Origin of the sequence: Pantoea osteomyelitidis, from assembly GCF_044342975.1 — a bacterium.
Taxonomy (GTDB): domain Bacteria; phylum Pseudomonadota; class Gammaproteobacteria; order Enterobacterales; family Enterobacteriaceae; genus Pantoea; species Pantoea osteomyelitidis.
In genome coordinates this window covers 354,249-372,035 of sequence record NZ_JBGFSN010000004.1, presented here as the reverse complement: position 1 = coordinate 372,035, position 17,787 = coordinate 354,249, and the positions used below count along the sequence as shown (strand labels likewise).

General features: G+C 57.5%; 18 protein-coding genes and 1 riboswitch. Of the genes, 6 read left to right on the top strand and 12 right to left on the bottom strand.

From position 1 onward, the window contains the following. Window positions 1–5 precede the first annotated feature (5 nt). The 4 genes from ABU178_RS06770 to ABU178_RS06755 form a co-directional block, all read right to left on the bottom strand. Window positions 6–1,217, bottom strand: coding sequence for an MFS transporter (locus ABU178_RS06770; RefSeq protein ID WP_397213200.1), 1,212 nt, complete (start codon window positions 1,215–1,217; stop codon window positions 6–8). A 70-nt stretch (window positions 1,218–1,287) separates the two neighbouring features. Beyond that, entirely contained in the window at window positions 1,288–2,244 is a 957-nt protein-coding gene (dusC, locus tag ABU178_RS06765) for a tRNA dihydrouridine(16) synthase DusC (protein ID WP_397213198.1), read from the bottom strand. A gap of 4 nt (window positions 2,245–2,248) precedes the next feature. Continuing rightward, window positions 2,249–3,577 (bottom strand): ATP-dependent RNA helicase RhlE, encoded by a 1,329-nt coding sequence (gene rhlE / locus ABU178_RS06760; RefSeq protein ID WP_397213196.1) that lies wholly within the window; start codon window positions 3,575–3,577, stop codon window positions 2,249–2,251. A gap of 214 nt (window positions 3,578–3,791) precedes the next feature. Further along, window positions 3,792–4,184, bottom strand: a complete 393-nt coding sequence (locus ABU178_RS06755) for a YbhQ family protein (RefSeq protein ID WP_397213194.1) — start codon at window positions 4,182–4,184, stop codon at window positions 3,792–3,794. Window positions 4,185–4,362: 178 nt separating this feature from the next. On the opposite strand from ABU178_RS06755, the gene ABU178_RS06750 reads away from it, so the two are divergent. Genes ABU178_RS06750 through ABU178_RS06740 form a run of 3 tightly spaced genes read left to right on the top strand, consistent with a single transcriptional unit; the run spans window position 4,363 to window position 7,339 of the window. Further along, window positions 4,363–5,124, top strand: a complete 762-nt coding sequence (locus ABU178_RS06750) for an endonuclease/exonuclease/phosphatase family protein (RefSeq protein WP_397213192.1) — start codon at window positions 4,363–4,365, stop codon at window positions 5,122–5,124. Beyond that, window positions 5,121–6,365, top strand: a complete 1,245-nt coding sequence (gene clsB, locus ABU178_RS06745) for a cardiolipin synthase ClsB (protein WP_397213190.1) — start codon at window positions 5,121–5,123, stop codon at window positions 6,363–6,365. Before ABU178_RS06750 ends, clsB begins: the two co-directional genes overlap by 4 nt. Then, window positions 6,365–7,339, top strand: a complete 975-nt coding sequence (locus ABU178_RS06740) for a lysylphosphatidylglycerol synthase domain-containing protein (protein WP_397213187.1) — start codon at window positions 6,365–6,367, stop codon at window positions 7,337–7,339. The genes clsB and ABU178_RS06740 overlap by 1 nt, the downstream gene beginning before the upstream one ends. 41 nt (window positions 7,340–7,380) lie before the next feature. On the opposite strand, the gene ABU178_RS06735 is transcribed toward ABU178_RS06740, so the two are convergent. Then, a complete protein-coding gene (locus ABU178_RS06735; RefSeq protein WP_397213185.1) occupies window positions 7,381–8,091 on the bottom strand; it encodes a Bax inhibitor-1 family protein in 711 nt (236 codons plus the stop codon). Between the two features lie 74 nt (window positions 8,092–8,165). Further along, the gene (locus ABU178_RS06730; RefSeq protein ID WP_397213183.1) at window positions 8,166–9,260 is read right to left on the bottom strand and encodes a DUF1615 domain-containing protein; all 1,095 of its coding nucleotides are present in this window, start codon (window positions 9,258–9,260) and stop codon (window positions 8,166–8,168) included. A 149-nt stretch (window positions 9,261–9,409) separates the two neighbouring features. Here ABU178_RS06730 and ABU178_RS06725 point away from each other — a divergent pair, with 149 nt between their 5' ends. Beyond that, complete coding sequence (locus tag ABU178_RS06725) at window positions 9,410–10,201, top strand: OBAP family protein (protein WP_397213181.1); 792 nt, start codon at window positions 9,410–9,412, stop codon at window positions 10,199–10,201. On the opposite strand, the gene moaE is transcribed toward ABU178_RS06725, so the two are convergent. The 5 genes from moaE to moaA form a co-directional block, all read right to left on the bottom strand. Then, the gene (gene moaE / locus ABU178_RS06720) at window positions 10,198–10,650 is read right to left on the bottom strand and encodes a molybdopterin synthase catalytic subunit MoaE (RefSeq protein WP_397213180.1); all 453 of its coding nucleotides are present in this window, start codon (window positions 10,648–10,650) and stop codon (window positions 10,198–10,200) included. The two genes, ABU178_RS06725 and moaE, sit on opposite strands and share 4 nt — an antisense overlap. A 1-nt stretch (window position 10,651) precedes the next feature. Continuing rightward, window positions 10,652–10,897, bottom strand: a complete 246-nt coding sequence (moaD, locus tag ABU178_RS06715; protein ID WP_397213178.1) for a molybdopterin synthase sulfur carrier subunit — start codon at window positions 10,895–10,897, stop codon at window positions 10,652–10,654. Further along, window positions 10,890–11,375 carry a cyclic pyranopterin monophosphate synthase MoaC gene (gene moaC, locus ABU178_RS06710; protein WP_397213176.1) on the bottom strand — a complete coding sequence of 162 codons (486 nt, stop codon included), beginning with the start codon at window positions 11,373–11,375 and terminating at the stop codon, window positions 10,890–10,892. The genes moaD and moaC overlap by 8 nt, the downstream gene beginning before the upstream one ends. 2 nt (window positions 11,376–11,377) lie before the next feature. Then, window positions 11,378–11,893, bottom strand: coding sequence for a molybdenum cofactor biosynthesis protein B (moaB, locus tag ABU178_RS06705; RefSeq protein WP_397213174.1), 516 nt, complete (start codon window positions 11,891–11,893; stop codon window positions 11,378–11,380). A 17-nt stretch (window positions 11,894–11,910) separates the two neighbouring features. After that, entirely contained in the window at window positions 11,911–12,900 is a 990-nt protein-coding gene (moaA, locus tag ABU178_RS06700; RefSeq protein ID WP_397213172.1) for a GTP 3',8-cyclase MoaA, read from the bottom strand. Continuing rightward, a riboswitch (molybdenum cofactor riboswitch) is annotated at window positions 12,887–13,021 on the bottom strand. It overlaps the preceding gene by 14 nt. A gap of 210 nt (window positions 13,022–13,231) precedes the next feature. Here moaA and ABU178_RS06695 point away from each other — a divergent pair. Next, window positions 13,232–14,137, top strand: coding sequence for a uridine diphosphate-N-acetylglucosamine-binding protein YvcK (locus tag ABU178_RS06695; protein WP_397213170.1), 906 nt, complete (start codon window positions 13,232–13,234; stop codon window positions 14,135–14,137). Between the two features lie 6 nt (window positions 14,138–14,143). Here ABU178_RS06695 and uvrB read toward each other — a convergent pair whose 3' ends face one another. Then, window positions 14,144–16,165 carry an excinuclease ABC subunit UvrB gene (uvrB, locus tag ABU178_RS06690; RefSeq protein WP_397213168.1) on the bottom strand — a complete coding sequence of 674 codons (2,022 nt, stop codon included), beginning with the start codon at window positions 16,163–16,165 and terminating at the stop codon, window positions 14,144–14,146. 903 nt (window positions 16,166–17,068) lie between these two features. Between uvrB and ABU178_RS06685 the strand changes: the two genes are divergently transcribed. Continuing rightward, window positions 17,069–17,785 (top strand): ABC transporter ATP-binding protein, encoded by a 717-nt coding sequence (locus ABU178_RS06685; RefSeq protein WP_397213166.1) that lies wholly within the window; start codon window positions 17,069–17,071, stop codon window positions 17,783–17,785. Window positions 17,786–17,787: the final 2 nt, after the last annotated feature.

The window sequence follows — 17,787 nt, the reverse complement described above, 5'->3', positions numbered from 1 at the left end:
AGCTTTTACTCGGCGTCGAAGGCGCGCTGCGCGCCTTCACGTTGAACCTGCTGCTGAAGCCGGATGGTGATCAGCAGCGCGCCCAGCACCATCAGCGCCGCCGCCAGATAAACCGACTGCATTCCCCAGTGGCCAATCAGCAGGCCCGCTACCGGGCCGGTTAGCCCCAGCCCCAAATCAAGAAAGGCGGAATAGGTGCCGAGCGCCGACCCCTGATCCTGCTGCTGAACCTGCTTCACAGCTTCCACGCCCAGCGCCGGGAAGATCAGCGAGAAGCCGGAGCCGGTGAGAAAAGCGCCCACATCCACCAGCCAGGCCGCATCCGCCTGCCAGATAATCAATAGCCCGCAGCATTCCAGCACAAAGGAGGCGATGGAAACTTTCAGACCGCCGTAGCGGGTAATAAAGCGGCTGAAAACCAGGCGCACCAGCACAAAGCCGAGGCTGAATACTGTCAGCGCGAACGCCGCGCCGCTCCAGTCGCGGCTGGCGAAATATAGAGTAATAAAGGTGGCGATGACACCGAAGCCGATGGTGCCGAAACCCAGCCCGAGGCCATAGAGCCAGACGCGGCTAAACACGCGATGAAAAGGAATACGCTCGCCGACAGTGACGCTGACCGACGGCTTACGGCTGGCCATGATAAAACCGATGATGCCCATCAGCGCCACCAGAGCGGCAAAGCCGCTGATGCCGAACAGCTGGTTCAGCATCACGCCCAGCGGCGCGCCAATCGCCATCGCCAGATAGGTGGCGACGCCGTTCCAGGAGATGACGCGCGCGGTCTGCAACGGGCCGACGATATTCATGCCCCACAGCGTGGATCCGGTGCTGCTGAAGCTCTCACCCACGCCGAGAAACAGGCGTCCCAGCGCCAGCAGTAGCAGGCTGAGCCACGGCAGCGAACTGACCAGCGCGGCGAAAAGAGTCAGTACGCCGCTCATGCCGCAGCAGACCAGTCCCAGCATTACCACGCGTTTTGGTCCAAGCCTGTCGGCCAGTCGCCCCGACTGCGGGCGGCTGATCAGCGTGGCGAAGTACTGAATACTGATAATCAATCCGGCAATAAACGAGCTGAAGCCCAGCTGGTTATGCACAAAGCCGGGCAGCACTGCCAGCGGCAGCCCTACCGACAGGTAGCAAAAGAAGGTGAAAATAATGACGGAAAGGATGCGTTTATTCAGTTGCAGCGGAGTTAAAACGGCGGCGTCAGACATAGCGATCGGGATGTTTTTCAGAGTTTTTTTGCCATCATACGCTTAGCTTGCTAACGGGTCGCCTGCTTTTTTATGACAATGCATGTTCCGCCGCCGCGTGGCGATCGATGACCGAGGCAATCTCAGCGGAAACTTTTAATGTGCGAATCGCGCTAAACAGCGGATCCGCTTGCGTGTAGGCTTTACGCAGATAGCCGAGCCACTGCTTGATGCGCGCCACATGATAAAGACCGGTATCGCCCTGCTTCTCCAGTCGGGTATATTTCTGTAACAGCTCCAGCACCTGCGGCCACGCCATCGGCGCGTCGTTGTACTTCACTACCCGGCTCAGGTTAGGGACGTTTAGCGCGCCGCGTCCAATCATCACCGCGTCACAGCCGGTAATGCGCAGACAATCCTGGGCGCTCTGCCAGTCCCCGATCTCGCCGTTGGCGATCACCGGAATTTTCAGGCGCTGACGGATCTCGCCAATTGCCTGCCAGTTAATGCACTCGGCGCGGTAGCCTTCTTCTTTGGTGCGGCCATGCACTACCAGCTCGCTGGCGCCCGCCTGCTCCACCGCATCGGCGATCTCAAAACGCTGCGCGCCGGAATCCCAGCCGAGACGAATCTTCACCGTGACCGGCAGATGCGCAGGCACCGCCTCGCGCATTGCCTTCGCCCCGCGATAAATCAGCTCGGGATCTTTCAGCAGCGTGGCACCGCCGCCGCTGCCGTTAACCAGCTTTGACGGGCAGCCGCAGTTCAGATCCACGCCCCAGGAGCCAAGCTCCACGGCGCGCGCCGCGTTTTCCGCCAGCCACTGCGGATACTGCCCCAGTAGCTGAACGCGCACCCGCGTGCCGGACGGCGTACGGCTGGCGTGATGCAGTTCCGGGCAGAGTCGATAAAACGACTTTACCGGCAGCAGCTGATCGACCACGCGCAGAAACTCGGTGATGCAGAGGTCATAATCGTTGACCTCGCTGAGCAGCTCGCGCACCAGTGAATCCAGTACCCCTTCCATGGGGGCCAGCAGTACCCGCATGGTTTTACGCGTGCCCTTGCTTCTTCGCCGCCGGACGACGGGAGCGCGTATTGTCGCTCGGGGTCGCGTTCGGACGACGCTGCACGGTACGCTTCTCACCGCCCGGCGCGCGCCCTTCGCTACTGCCCGGACCACGTCCGCGGCCGCGTTGCTGCTGCTGGCGACCATTCTGAATCGGCTCCGCTTTGATACTCGGATCCGGCTCATAGCCGTCAATGGCAATGCGCGGAATTTCACGCTTCAGCAGACGCTCGATGTCGCGCAGCAGCTTGTGCTCGTCCACGCAGACCAGCGACAGCGCGGCGCCGGTAGCGGCGGCGCGACCGGTACGGCCAATGCGGTGCACGTAATCTTCCGCCACGTTCGGCAGTTCATAGTTCACGACGTGCGGCAGCTCTTCGATGTCGAGTCCGCGCGCGGCGATATCGGTGGCAACCAGTACGCGAATCGAGCCGGACTTAAAGTCCGCCAGCGCACGGGTACGCGCGCCCTGGCTTTTATTGCCATGGATCGCGGCGGCCGTGATGCCATCTTTATGCAGCTGCTCCGCCAGATGATTTGCGCCGTGCTTGGTACGGGTAAAGACCAGCACCTGCTGCCAGTTGTCGCGGCCAATCAGATGGGACAACAGCTCGCGCTTGCGCTTTTTATCCACCAGATGAACGTGCTGAGTAACTTGTTCGGATGCGGTGTTGCGGCGCGCCACTTCCACCTGCTCCGGGTTGTGCAGCAGTTTTTCCGCCAGGGTTTTGATCTCATCGGAGAAGGTGGCGGAGAAAAGCAGGTTTTGACGCTTCGGCGGCAGCTTCGCCAGCACGCGACGGATGTCATGGATAAAGCCCATATCGAGCATACGATCCGCTTCATCCAGCACCAGCACTTCCACCTGCGACAGATCTACCGCGTTCTGATGCGCCAGATCGAGCAGACGGCCCGGCGTGGCGACCAGTACATCGACGCCGCCGCGCAGCTTCATCATCTGCGGATTGATGCTGACGCCGCCAAATACCACCAGCGAACGCAGGTTAAGGTATTTGCTGTATTCACGCACGTTTTCGCCAACCTGGGCCGCCAGCTCGCGCGTCGGCGTCAGGATCAGGGCGCGTACCGGACGACGGCCTTTCGCGCCACCCGGCTGGGAAGTGAGCCGCTGCAAAAGCGGCAGGGTAAAACCGGCGGTTTTACCGGTACCGGTCTGGGCGCTCGCCAGCAGATCGCGTCCGGACAGCACCACGGGAATCGCCTGACGTTGGATAGGCGTCGGTTCACGGTAGCCCTGTTCGGCGACCGCACGCAAAATATCGGCACTCAGGCCGAGAGAGTCAAAAGACATGTAAATGTTTTACTCCGGTCCGCCCTGGCCGTGGAATACGGTGTAGTTTTCAGGGGGATAGTGACGCCAGCCTGCGCTAACGTATGAAAAGGGCACAAACTACCATGCGTAAGCGGGCGAGTGTAGCAGCTTTCCCGGTCGGGTGCGAGATCGGGCCGACGACGCAAAAATAAAAAGGCCACCTGCGGTGGCCTTCAGCTTTATCACATTTCGCTTAGCTGCGTTTTTTTTCCACGCGATGCGCGGGCTCTTTAACCAGCAGGGAAACCAGCGCCGGTCCCAGCAGCATCATAACGCCGAGGCAAGCCAACAGCAGGCTGTTGTGAACAAAGCGGGAGATCAGGAACAGGGCAAGCATCGCTGCCCCGAAATAGTACGTTGTGGTCGCTTCTTCAAGATAATCACCCAGCATACGAAAGCGGGCAATCTGCTGCGCCACCAGCATAGCGACAAATACCACGGCATAGGCCGAGACCAGCACGCTGCACACATCAACCAGCGCCTGATGTTTCCATCCCCAGATCAGCGCCAGCATCAACAACAGGTGCATCGCAATATGCACGCAGGTTTGACCGGTGATTATCTGAACACGATTAGACCATTTCATTCTCTTCTCCTGGCAGACCCAACAGGTTGCTCAAGTGCCCCAACAAAGGTCGGTGACGGGTTCCTCAATTTATCGCAATTCTCAGACAATGCCCTAAATTTCTGACCGTAACAGCATCCATTTGTGACAGAGACTACACTTTGATCCTGTTCATGATGAAAAGGAGTGCGTCGAGAGTATGCCACAGATTACGCAAGGATTTTCATTTAAGGTCCTGACGATCAATACCCACAAGGGTTTTACTACCTTTAATCGTCGCTTTATCCTGCCGGAATTGCGCGACGCGGTACGCGCCACCTCAGCAGACATCGTGTTTCTGCAAGAGGTGATGGGCACGCACGCCATCCATCCGATGCAGATTGAAAACTGGCCAGACACCCCACACTACGAATTTCTTGCCGACACCATGTGGAACGATTATGCCTACGGGCGGAACGCTGTCTATCCGGAAGGCCATCATGGCAACGCGATCCTGTCACGTTTCCCGATTGCAGAGTATGAAAATCGCGACATTTCTGTTGCAGGAAGTGAAAAACGCGGCATGTTGCACTGCCGCATCACCTTGCCGGAGCCGCAAAAAGAGCTGCATGTTATCTGCGTTCATCTGGGGTTGAGCAATGCCCATCGTCATGCGCAGATGAAAATGATGTGCGACATGATCGCCTCGCTGCCGCCCGATGCGCCGCTGGTGGTGGCAGGCGATTTCAATGACTGGCAGCTGCGCGCCAATAAGTTTCTCAAGCACTGCGCCGGTCTGGAAGAGGTGTTCAGCGTAAAGACCGGCCGACCGGCGCGCACCTTCCCGGCCCGTTTCCCGCTGCTGCGCCTCGATCGTATTTACGTGCGTAACGCCTCAATCAGCCATCCCTGGGCGTTACCAATGAAACCCTGGTCCCATCTTTCCGATCATGCGCCGTTGGCAGTGGAGATTCATCTATGAAATTCAGTTGGCGCGAAGGCAACCAGATTCGTCTGCTGGAAAATGGCGAACAGTTTTTTCCGCGCGTGTTTGGCGCCATTCAGCGTGCAAAGCGATTTATTATGCTGGAAACTTTTATTCTCTTTGAGGATGACGTGGGCAACGCCCTGCATCGCGAGCTGCTGGCGGCGGCACAGCGCGGGGTAAGAGTCGAGGTGATGGTCGATGGCTATGGCTCGCCCGATCTCTCCGCCAGCTTTATGGACAGCCTGACCGGCGCCGGGGTGCGCTTTATCTATTACGATCCGCGTCCACTGGTCATGGGAATGCGCACCAACGTGTTTCGACGTCTGCACCGTAAAATCGTGGCGGTGGATGGCGACATCGCCTTTGTCGGCGGGATTAACTTCTCTGCCGAGCACAATACCAGCTATGGGCCGGAGGCGAAGCAGGACTACGCGGTTGAGGTCAAAGGACCGATCGTTGAGGACATTACCCGCTTCGTGCAGGAGGCGATGGGCAGTGAGCAGATCACCCGTCGCTGGTGGGGCCACCGCTCGCACCGTCCGGCAGTTAACGCTACCCCCGGCGATGCGCAGGTGCTGTTTGTCTATCGCGATAACGACGAGCATCGTGACGACATTGAACAGCATTATCTGGATATGCTGCGCAATGCGAAGCAGGATGTGATTATCGCCAACGCTTACTTTTTCCCCGGCTACCGGCTGCTGCGTGAAATGCGCAGCGCGGCCCAGCGCGGCGTGCGGGTGCGTCTGATTGTGCAGGGCGAACCGGATATGCCGATTGTAAAAGTGGGCGCGGAGCTGCTCTATAACTATCTGGTGGATGGCGGCGTGGAGGTTTACGAATATTGCCGCCGTCCGCTGCATGGCAAGATCGCGGTGATGGACCAGCAGTGGTCGACGGTGGGCTCCAGCAATCTCGATCCGCTCAGCCTGTCGCTCAATCTGGAGGCGAACCTGATCGTTCACGATCGAACGTTTAACCAGACGATGCGCGATAACCTGGAGCAGTTGCTGAGCAAAGATTGTCAGCGCGTACAGGAAGATCGCCTGCCGCCGCGCAACTGGTGGCAGCTCAGCAAAAGCGTGGTGGTGTTCCACTTTTTACGTCATTTCCCTGCTATTGCGGGCTGGCTTCCCGCCCACACGCCGCGTCTGGCGCAGGTCGATCCGCCGGTTCAGCCTGAAATGGAGACCCAGGATCGTGTTGAGACGGATAAACAAGGAGCCAAATCCTGATGGCAAAAAAACATCCACGCTGGCAGCTGGCAAAGAAAATTCTTACCGGGATCTTCTTTATCGCCGTGATCGTGCTGCTGGTGGTCTATGCGCGCAAGGTCAACTGGGGCGACGTTTATAACGTTATCGTTAATTACAACCGCATCGCCATCTTGTGCGCCGTGGCGCTGGTGGTGGTCAGCTACGTGACCTACGGTTTCTACGATCTGATTGGACGCGCCTACTGCGGGCACAAGCTGGCGAAACGTCAGGTGATGCTGGTATCGTTTATCTGTTACGCCTTCAACCTGACGCTGAGCACCTGGGTCGGCGGCGTGGCGATGCGTTACCGCCTCTATTCCCGCCTCGGTCTGAACAGCGGCACCATTACACGCATCTTCTCGCTCAGTATCGCCACCAACTGGCTCGGCTATATTCTGTTGGCAGGCATTGTGTTTAGCGCCGGCATGGTGCCAATCCCTCAGGGCTGGTTTGTCGGCGAGACCACGCTGCGCATCATCGGCGGCGTGTTGCTGGTTGCGGTGGCGGCTTATCTCTGGGCCTGCGCCTTCTCTAAACAGCGTCGCTGGAAAATCAAAGGACAAAAGCTGGCGCTGCCGTCGCTGCGCATGGCGCTGCTTCAGTTTGGCGTTTCCAGCGCCAACTGGCTGGTAATGGGAGCGATTATCTGGCTGCTGCTGGGGCGCCAGGTCGATTTTCCTGTGGTGCTTGGCGTATTGCTGATCAGCAGTATTGCCGGGGTGATCATCCATATTCCTGCCGGAATCGGCGTGCTGGAAGCGGTATTTCTGGCGCTGCTAAGCGGTCAGCATGCCTCACACGGCGCCATTATCGCCGCGCTGCTCGCCTACCGCGTGCTCTACTTTATTTTCCCGCTGCTACTGGCGCTGGTGCTCTACCTCTGGCTGGAGAGCCGGGCGAAACATCTGCGTAAGCAGAATGAGCAAAAATTACAGAACAGTGAGAGTACTTAATAGGGGAACCCTCTCCCGGCCGGGGAGAGGGGTTTGAAACATTAGCGACGGTTGCCGAAAATACGCAGCAGCATCAGGAACAGGTTGATGAAGTCAAGATAGAGGGTCAGCGCGCCCATAATCGAGTAACGACGCAGATTCTCTTTATCATCGACGTTGATCCCTTCCCCGATACTTTTCAACCGCTGAGTGTCATAAGCGGTCAGGCCGACGAACACCACCACACCGATATAGGTAATTGCCCACATCAGCGCCGGGCTTTTCAGCCAGAAGTTCACCAGCGACGCCAGCACAATGCCGATCAGCGCCATAAACAGCAGGCTGCCGAAGCGGCTGAGGTCGCGTTTCGTGGTATAGCCGTAAAAGCTCATTGCGCCAAACATGCCGGCGGTGACGAAGAAGGTACTGGCGATAGAAGAATAAGTGTAAACAAGGAAAATACTTGCCATTGTCAGGCCGGTCAGCGCGGAATAGAGCATAAACAGCGCGGTCGCCACAGCGCCGTTCAGCTTATGCACCATGCCGGAAAGCACAAAAACCACCGCCAGCTGAGCGATAATCAGGCCGAAAAAAGTCATGCGGTTGGCAAAAACCATCTCCATCACCGCAGGCGTACGGGCGGCGAACCAGGAGACAAAGGCGGTCAGCAGTAAGCCGCAGGTCATCCAGCCATACACCTGAGCCATATAGGTTTGCAGCCCGGCGGAAGCCTGCTGCACGATGGAACCGTTTGAACGTGGATATCGATCCATGATGCACCTCTTGTTGAGCAAAGAAACAGCCTTTAGTGTGGCACAGCTTTTGCCGCCTGCGCCAGCATCTGAGCTTATCGCCGCGTCATACACTGCTGATAGCGACCGTCAACCCGTTTGGCAAACCAGGCCGTAGTGAGATTGCGCGTGATTTTCGGACTTTCCAGCTTGATGCCCGGTAACATCTCGCGCGGCAGCTTACGTCCGGCCATTTTGTCGGCGAGGGTAAACACCTGCTTCCAGAGTTCGCTGTCGCTGAAGTCGGCGCTTTCGCCCTTTTCCAGATCGCGACGGATTTCACGCTGGCTCATATCGATCTGCTTCGCAAGGGTGCGCACCGCCAGTTCGGTCGACCCGGCCTTGTCGGAACCGTAAAGGATCAGGTCGCCGTCCAGCGCCAGATTCATCCCGGTGGCGCGCGCCACCGCCGCCTGAAACGCCGCGTTGCGGCTGGCATACCAGCCTGCGTTAAAGTCGGCGAAGCGATAAAGCGGTTGAGAATAGTCAGCCGGATAACCCAGCAGATGCATCGCGCCGAAATAAATGCCGCCGCGCCGGGTAAAAACTTCCTTGCGAATCGAGCCATCTACCGGCCAGGGGTAGCCTTTGGCGTGGGCTTCCGCAAAGGCGATGCTGACCTGCATCGGCCCGCCGGTGTGAATCGGATTCAGGTTGCCGAACAGTTTTTGCCCCATCGGCACCATATCGATCAGATCGTCAAAAATATCGCTCAGCTCTTTCTCGCTGCGTACCTTGTCCAGCCGCGCAGCATAGCTTTCGCCGGTTGACGACGGAATCGAGAGCGCGGTGCGCACCAGAAACGCGGGCAGATGCAGCTTTGCCGCACGACGATTGATCTCGCCCCAGGCGATTTTCGGCAGGCCGGGCACCGCCGCTTCGGCGCTGAAATTGGATTCCTGATCGGCCACGGCAATCACCGCACAAACATTACTGGCGCTCGCTTCCAGGTTTTGGGTGCGAAACGCGGTATAGATATCGGTCGCCCAGGCGGATTTGTCGCTGACATCGGCGGGCAGCAACTGGCGAATTTGCGCCTTCACGTCGGCGGGCTGTCGCACCGGCGCTTGCGGCGTTTTTTTGCTGCTGCACCCGGCCAGCACCAGCGCGCTCAGCAGAGCCAGTCGTTGTAAGGCGTTTTGCGTTGACATACCTGTCCTTAAAAGCAGTGAAAACCCTCACCTTACCGGGCGAAGCGGCAACAATCTATCGGATCACGCCGGTTTTCCTTCCTCCGGACGCAGGAAAACCGATACATCTGCACTATGGTTAATTTTTAACTGTGTATATGGAGATGCAAATGCAAAAACTCTGGCTCAGCGCCGCGCTCTGCCTGCTGGCGAGCGGCTGCGGCGCAAATAACTCACCGGCTCAGGTCAGCACCCCTGGCGCGCCGACCTCGGCCAAATTACAAATGTTAGATGCGGGCGCCTCGGTGATGCAGTCTCGTCCGCCGATCGAGGCAATCAGCGCCTATCTGGACGGTTTTCATTTCTATAACGGCGACCAGAACGGTCAAATGGAAGCGCACCATTATGTTACGGTGCTGAACGACGACGTGATGCAGGCAGTGATTTATGATGGCAACACGCGTGACGCCCGTTTAATGGGGGTGGAGTACATTATCAGCGAGCGGCTGTACAAAACCCTGCCGCCGGAAGAGAAAAAGCTGTGGCACAGCCATCAGTATGAGGTGAAATCAGGCTCGCTGATTGCCCCCGGACTGCCGCAGGTGGCTGATAAGGCGCTGATGAGCAAAATCGTCAACACCTACGGCAAAACCTGGCACACCTGGCATACCGATCGCGATAAAACGCTGCCGCTCGGCATTCCGGCGCTGATGATGGGCTTTACTGCCGATGGTCAGCTTGATAACCGACTGCTGGAGGATCGCGATAAGCGTTTCGACGTCGACAGCAAAGCGATTCGTCAGGAACGCGCCGATATCATCGCCCATCCGGTGGCGAAAGGCGCAAACGCCTGGCAACAGGGCGAGGTAATCCAGCTACAGCGCGTCAAGGGCGGCGGCGAGCACGCCCATGGCGAAACGCATTTCGCCCCGGCGGAACAGCTCGGCGGCGCTGCGCCTTAATCCCAGCGCTGCGCGGCCTGATGGTCGCTGTTGCGCGCGTCGACCCAGCGATCGCCGTCGGCGGTCGCTTCCCGTTTCCAGAAAGGGGCGCGCGTTTTCAGATAATCCATAATGAATTCCGCCGCGGCAAAGGCGCTGCCGCGGTGCGCGCCGGTGACGCCCACCAGCACGATTTCATCACCGGGAAAAAGCTCGCCGACGCGATGAATCACCGTGACGCGCTGCAGCGGCCAGCGGCTGCGCGCCTGATCGACGATCTCCTGCAGCGCTTTCTCCGTCATGCCGGGATAGTGCTCCAGCGTTAACGCCGCCACGCTGTCACCGAGATTGTGATTGCGTACCTTGCCGGTAAAGGTCACCACCGCCCCATCTTCATCACAGGCTGCCAGCCACTGATATTCTTCCGCCATGCTGAACGGCGCGCTGCCGACGCGTATACGCGTTTCCATCTCAGCCTCCGGTTACCGGTGGGAAAAACGCCACTTCATCGCCGGCGCGCAGCGGGTGCGTCATTGGCACCAGCGTCTGATTCACCGCCGCCAGCAGTTTGCCCGACTCCAGCGCCAGCGCCCAGCGATCGCCGCGCTGCGCCAACGCTGCACGCAGCGCCGAGACGTCCGGGAAACTCTCCGACATCTCCAGCGAACGGGTACCGGTCAACTCACGCACCTGGGCGAAAAACAACACTTTAATCATGTTGCACCGCCTGAAAATCACCCGATTTGCCGCCGCTTTTGCTCAGCAGGCGAAGCTGGTCAATAACGATATCTTTCTGCACCGCTTTGCACATGTCGTAAATGGTCAGCGCTGCCACGGAAGCGGCAGTCAGCGCCTCCATCTCCACCCCGGTTTTACCGGTCAGACGACAGAGCGAGTCGATGCGTACACGGCTATGTTCTGGCTCCGCCGTGAGATTGACTTCGACCTTGCTCAGCATCAGCGGATGACAGAGCGGGATCAGCTCCCAGGTACGCTTGGCCGCCTGGATCCCGGCGATACGCGCGGTAGCGAACACGTCGCCTTTATGGTGGCTGCCTTCCATGATCATTTGCAGCGTTTCGGCGCTCATCAGCACAACGGCCTCCGCGCGCGCTTCACGCACGGTTTCCATTTTGGCGGAGACATCCACCATATGCGCCTCACCGGCGGCATTGATATGGGTTAATTGCGGCATACTCATGGTTTCTTTAAGTGGGAAATAAAATTACAGGGACGCGTACGGGCATCAAGCTGATCGCTGATGATGCGCTCCCAGGCGCTGCGGCAGGCGTTAGTGGAGCCGGGCACAGCGAAAATCAGGGTTTCATTCGCCATGCCCGCCACGGCGCGCGATTGCAGAGTAGCGCTGCCGATCTCTTCATAAGAGATCATGCGGAACAGCTCACCAAAACCGGCGATTTCGCGATCGAACAGCGGCAGCAGCGCTTCCGGCGTGCTGTTGTTGCTGTTAAAGCCGGTACCGCCATTGACGATCACCACCTGCACGTCTTTGCTGGCAATCCAGCTGGAGACGGTGGCGCGAATGCGATAGCGGTTATCCGCGACGATAGCGTGATCGATCACGCTGTGGCCTGCTTCGGTGACCGCCTCACGCAGGTAATCGCCGGAGGTGTCATTACTCGCATCACGACTGTCAGAAACGGTTAAGATGGCGACCTGAACGGGAAGCAGTTCGCCGGAAGGTTTACCCATTGCCATAGCTCCTGTGGTTATCCACCGATAAACGAAAGGTTTTGTGTAATGCCGGTATTGCCCTGATGGAGAAAATGCGTCTGTTTTTTCTCGCCCAGGCTTTGAGCAATACGCGCCTGCAATGCCGCCTGCTGATCGTCAGAGGCGAGCAGGTCGCGCAACGGCACGCCGCCATCGCCAAACAGGCAGAGATGCAAATTACCGGTCGCCGAGACGCGCAGACGGTTGCAGCTGGCGCAGAAATCTTTTTCGTAGGGCATGATCAGGCCGATTTCACCCTGATAGTCAGGATGCTGAAACACCTGCGCCGGTCCGTCGCTGCGGCCGCGTAGCTGGCGCTGCCAGCCCTGCATAATCAGCTGGTCGCGGATCACTTCGCCGGAAATGTGCTGCTGGCGGAACAGCGCGCTGCCTTCACCGGTCTCCATCAGCTCAATAAAGCGCAGCTGAATCGGACGATGGCGGATCCAGTCGAGGAAAGTAGAGAGGCTGTGGCTATTGAGATCGCGCATCAGCACGCTGTTGACTTTGACCTTCTCGAAGCCCGCCTCAAAGGCGGCATCAATCCCGGCCATGACTTGATGAAATTTATCCTGGCCGGTAATGGCGTGAAACTGGCGCGCATCGAGGCTGTCAACGCTGACGTTCAGCGAGGTCAGCCCGGCATCGCGCCACTTTTTGACGTCGCGCGCCATCCGGTAGCCATTGGTGGTGACGGCGATCTGGCGGATCGCCGCATTTTCCCGCACGGCGGCGATAATGTCGGTAAAGTCGCGACGCAGCGAAGGCTCGCCGCCGGTGAGACGCACTTTTTCCGTGCCGGCCGCGGCAAAGGCACGCGTAACGCGACGGATCTCATCGAGCGTCAGGAAGCTTTTATTGTTTCCACCCTGCGGTTTATAGCCGTCGGGCAGGCAATAGGTACAACGGAAGTTACAGACATCTGTAATCGACAGGCGCAGGTAATAGAACCGGCGCGAGTATGCATCAGTAAATTGTGACACCAAAACACCTTTCCAGATTCGGGAGATGCAGTCATTTCTTCCTGCACCCTGGCAGCTCAGCGGCTGCGGCCTGAATCCCCTATCTCGCGACTTAGGTACCCAGGCTTGAGTGTATGCTGTACTCAAGGCACAACGCGGTAGTGATTATGGTAGCGCGATTTTTGCCGCTGTGCCATTAACCTGTTTCGCTATATATTTATGTATATAACGGCTTTTTCGCGCATTTTCGCGACAGAATACGTAAAATGCGCCACAAATTTTGATCACTGTTCACCCTTGTCTGGCTTAACTGTTTTGTACAGATTTGTTACCGGGCACAAGCATAAGGAAAAGTATGAATCGTACCCTCGCAGATCTTGATCGCGTGGTAGCACTGGGCGGGGGCCACGGGCTGGGACGCGTAATGTCCGCCCTCTCCTCGCTGGGTTCGCGTTTAACCGGCATCGTCACCACCACCGATAACGGGGGTTCTACCGGCCGCATTCGTCGCTCGGAAGGCGGCATCGCCTGGGGCGATATGCGCAACTGCCTGAATCAATTGATCACTGAGCCAAGTATCGCCTCGGCGATGTTTGAATATCGCTTTGCCGGTAATGGCGAGCTGGCAGGCCATAACCTCGGCAATCTGATGCTGAAAGCGCTGGATCACCTGAGCGTGAGGCCGCTGGAGGCGATCAACCTGATCCGCAATGTGTTGAAGGTCGACGCCTTTTTGATTCCAATGTCGGAGCAGCCGGTGGATCTGGTGGCGCAGGATGCCGAAGGCAATATGGTCTATGGCGAAACCGCCATTGACGCGATGAAGCTGCCACCGCAGGAATTAATGCTGCATCCCAACGTTGCGCCCACGCGCGAAGCGCTGGAAGCGATTGGCGATGCGGATCTGATCCTGATTGGTCCCGGCAGCTTCTATACCAGCCTGATGCCAATTTTACTGATGGATGAGATGGCGCAGGCGCTGCGCCGCACGCCCGCCACCATGGTGTTTATCGGCAACCTCGGACGCGAACTGAGCCTGGCAGCAGCGAACCTGACGGTTGCGGACAAACTTCAAATCATGGAGAGAGCGATCGGCAGGCGGGTTATTGATGCGATTGTGGTCAGCCCTTATGCCGATATCAGCGGCGTGGAAAGCAGATTGATTGTGCGCGAGCCGCTGGAGGCCGCCGATATCCGCTATCGACACGACCGCCAGCTGCTGCATGTGGCGCTGGAACACGCCATTCAGGCAATTAAGTAACCGCTGTCAGGAGGCGGCGATAAACAGCTCGCGCAGCTCATGCAGCTGGTCGCGCGTGCGCGCCGCCTCTTCGAACTCCAGATTCTGCGCATGCTGCTGCATCTGCCGTTCCAGCTCGTGGATTTTCTTCTGCAGCGCCTGCGGCGTGAGGGCCAGGTAGTTCGCTTCCGCCTCTGCCGCGGTGCGCGTGGTGGTTTTGCCGCGTCCTTTGGTTTTGGCGAGGCCCTGACCCAGCTCCAGAATATCGGTGATCTTTTTATTCAGGCCCTGTGGCACAATGCCGTGCTCTTCATTGTACTGCTGCTGTTTCTCGCGACGGCGTTCCGTCTCTTCAATGGCGCGCGCCATCGACGGCGTGATCTTATCGCCATACAGAATCGCTTTGCCGTTGACGTTACGCGCCGCACGACCGATGGTCTGGATCAGCGAGCGTTCCGAACGCAGGAAGCCCTCTTTATCCGCATCGAGAATCGCCACCAGCGACACTTCCGGCATGTCCAGCCCTTCGCGCAGCAGGTTGATCCCCACCAGCACGTTAAACTCGCCGAGGCGTAAGTCGCGAATGATCTCCATACGCTCTACCGTATCGATATCGGAGTGCAGATAGCGGACGCTTTCGCCATGCTCCACCAGATACTCGGTGAGGTCTTCCGCCATACGCTTGGTGAGCGTGGTCACCAGCACGCGTTCATTGATCGCCACGCGCTGACGAATTTCCGACAACAGATCGTCCACCTGAGTGCTGACGGGACGCACTTCCAGTATCGGGTCCAGCAGGCCGGTCGGACGCACCACCTGGTCAATGATTTCTCCGCCCGACTTTTCCAGCTCATATTTGCCCGGCGTCGCCGATACATAGATGGTTTGCGGCGCCAGCGCCTCGAACTCTTCAAAGCGCATCGGACGGTTATCCAGGGCCGACGGCAGACGGAAACCGTACTCCACCAGCGTCTCTTTACGCGCCCGATCCCCTTTGTACATGCCGCCGATTTGCGGAATGGTCACGTGCGACTCATCCACCACCAGCAGACCATCGGCGGGAAGGTAATCGAACAGGGTCGGCGGCGCCTCGCCGGGACCGCGTCCCGAGAGATAGCGCGAATAGTTTTCGATGCCCGAGCAGTAGCCCAGCTCGTTCATCATCTCCAGATCGAACTGGGTGCGCTGCGAGATGCGCTGCTCTTCCAGCAGCTTGTTGTTCGCCAGTAACGTCTTGCGCCGATCCGCCAGCTCATCTTTGATCTCATCCATCGCCTGCAAAATACGTTCGCGCGGCGTCACGTAGTGCGTTTTGGGATAGATGGTATAGCGCGGCACCACCTGGGTAACCTGGCCGGTCAGCGGGTCGAACAGCGACAGACGCTCAACCTCTTCATCAAAAAGCTCGACGCGCAGCGCGATATCATCCGATTCCGCCGGAAAAATATCGATCACTTCGCCGCGCACGCGGAAAGTACCGCGCTGAAATGCCTGATCGTTACGCGCATATTGCAGCTCCGCCAGACGCCGCAGGATGCTGCGCTGGTCGATAATCATGCCGCGCGACAGGTGCAGCATCATTTTTAAATAGAGATCGGGATCGCCCAGACCGTAGATCGCCGACACCGACGCCACCACGATAACGTCGCGCCGCTCAAGCAGCGCCTTGGTGGCAGAGAGACGCATCTGCTCAATATGCTCGTTCACCGCAGCATCTTTTTCGATAAAGGTGTCCGAACTCGGTACGTAAGCTTCCGGCTGATAGTAGTCGTAGTAAGAAACGAAATACTCTACGGCATTCTCGGGAAAGAATTCTTTCATCTCGCCATAAAGCTGCGCCGCCAGCGTTTTGTTGGGCGCCAGCACCATCGTAGGCCGGTTCAAATCGGCGATCACATTGGCGACGGTAAAGGTTTTGCCCGATCCCGTTACGCCTAACAGCGTCTGATGGGCCAGACCATCTTCCAACCCCTCTTTCAGACGACGGATCGCCTCCGGCTGGTCGCCAGAAGGTTTGAAGGCGGAGTTGAGTTTAAAAGCTTTGCTCATGAGTGGGGTTTCCTGCTGAATATTTCGCCGCGCGGCTTGCTAATTCTACTCTGCTCCGCCATTTTTGCCAGTAAAAAACACTGGATATATCCACAGCCCTCTGTCACGATGCCTCTTATTCATGCATAACCGCTTGATAATTTCTCTGGTGAGAAACAGCAAACGGCGGTTGCGCAAGGTTATCCCCAGCCGGAGCGGCATTTTAACATTTGTCAATAGAATGACATCAAATTACAGTTGGATGAAAAGCAAGAAAAAGCTTAGACTTGATTTTAAATAACCCATTGAAAATAAAGGTATACATCGAAAAGGCCAGTTTAACAGCATAATGTATCCAGGCCGCGTATTTCCTCGCTTGCGCCGCGTTTTCACAGGCTCATACACAAGGTTATCCACAGGAATGGTGGATAACTGAATGCAGGCCCGTGGCCATCAGCTGTGTATAATTTCCTGATGCTTTGTTCTGGCGTGCGAAAATAATTTTTTTGCGCTCTCTTTTTCACCAAAGCGGGACGCTTTAACTATCCTTTCCTCATCCGATCCCGATCTCCGTTTTGCGGTAAAGCGCCTGGATCGCCGTTTTTAGCTTTTGCCCTCTGCCTTACAACGGTACAGATGCACCAGTAACGCTAAGCAATCAGCACCGCCAAAGTGCAGTCGATTTATTACCCTGTGGAATTATTAAGCGCTTCTCACCTTTTCGTGGTGAAAAGCACTCTGCGTGAGTCACTTTTGCGCCTGAGAGTAATCTGGCCTGGTAATTGCAAGGTTATCACTAACCGGTCGCCATGCCGCAGGCAGCGCAGACCAACGCAGTGGCGATAACGCTACCGTATGACGACTGTTTGCCAGACGACACAGAGCGGATGCATTCAGGCTAATTATCTGGAATAGGAGTGTCAGATGCTGAGTTTACGTTCGGTCAATCAGTTTTACGGTCAAAATCATATTCTCTGGGATGTGGATCTCGATCTGCCGCCCGGCACCTGCACAGGCGTTCTGGGCCAGCCCGGCATGGGAAAAACCACCCTGGTTAACTGCATTATGGGCCATCTGCCGATCAACAGCGGCTCGATGACCTGGCAGGAAGATGGATCGCCTCCTGAGAATTTGCTGATTCGCCCGGCAGATCAGCGCGCCAGAATGGGCATCGGCTATGTGCCGCAGGGCCGTCTGATCTTCTCTCAGATGAGCGTTGAGGATAATTTATTGATTGCCCTGCTGGCTGGCCAGGATGACCGCCACCGCGCCATCCCGGAAATGGTGTTTGATCTCTTTCCTGCTCTCTATTCGTTGCGGCATCAACGCAGCGGCGAGCTGCCGATAGATCAGCAGCAGCAGCTGGCGCTGGCGCGAGCGCTGGTATTGCAGCCGAAGCTGCTGATTCTGGATGAGCCGACCGGGGGGATGTCGCCCTGGCTGGAAGAGGAGATGGGCAATCTGGTCCGTCGTCTGAATCGTGACTATGGCCTGACCATTCTGCTGCTGGAGCAGCGCGTCTCCTTTATCCGCCGCGTCGCCGACTATTTCCTGCTGCTGCATCGTGGCCGCAACGTGGCGCAGGGAAAAGTGGCGCAGCTGGATGATGTCACCGTCAACAAATGGCTGACGGTGAGCTGATT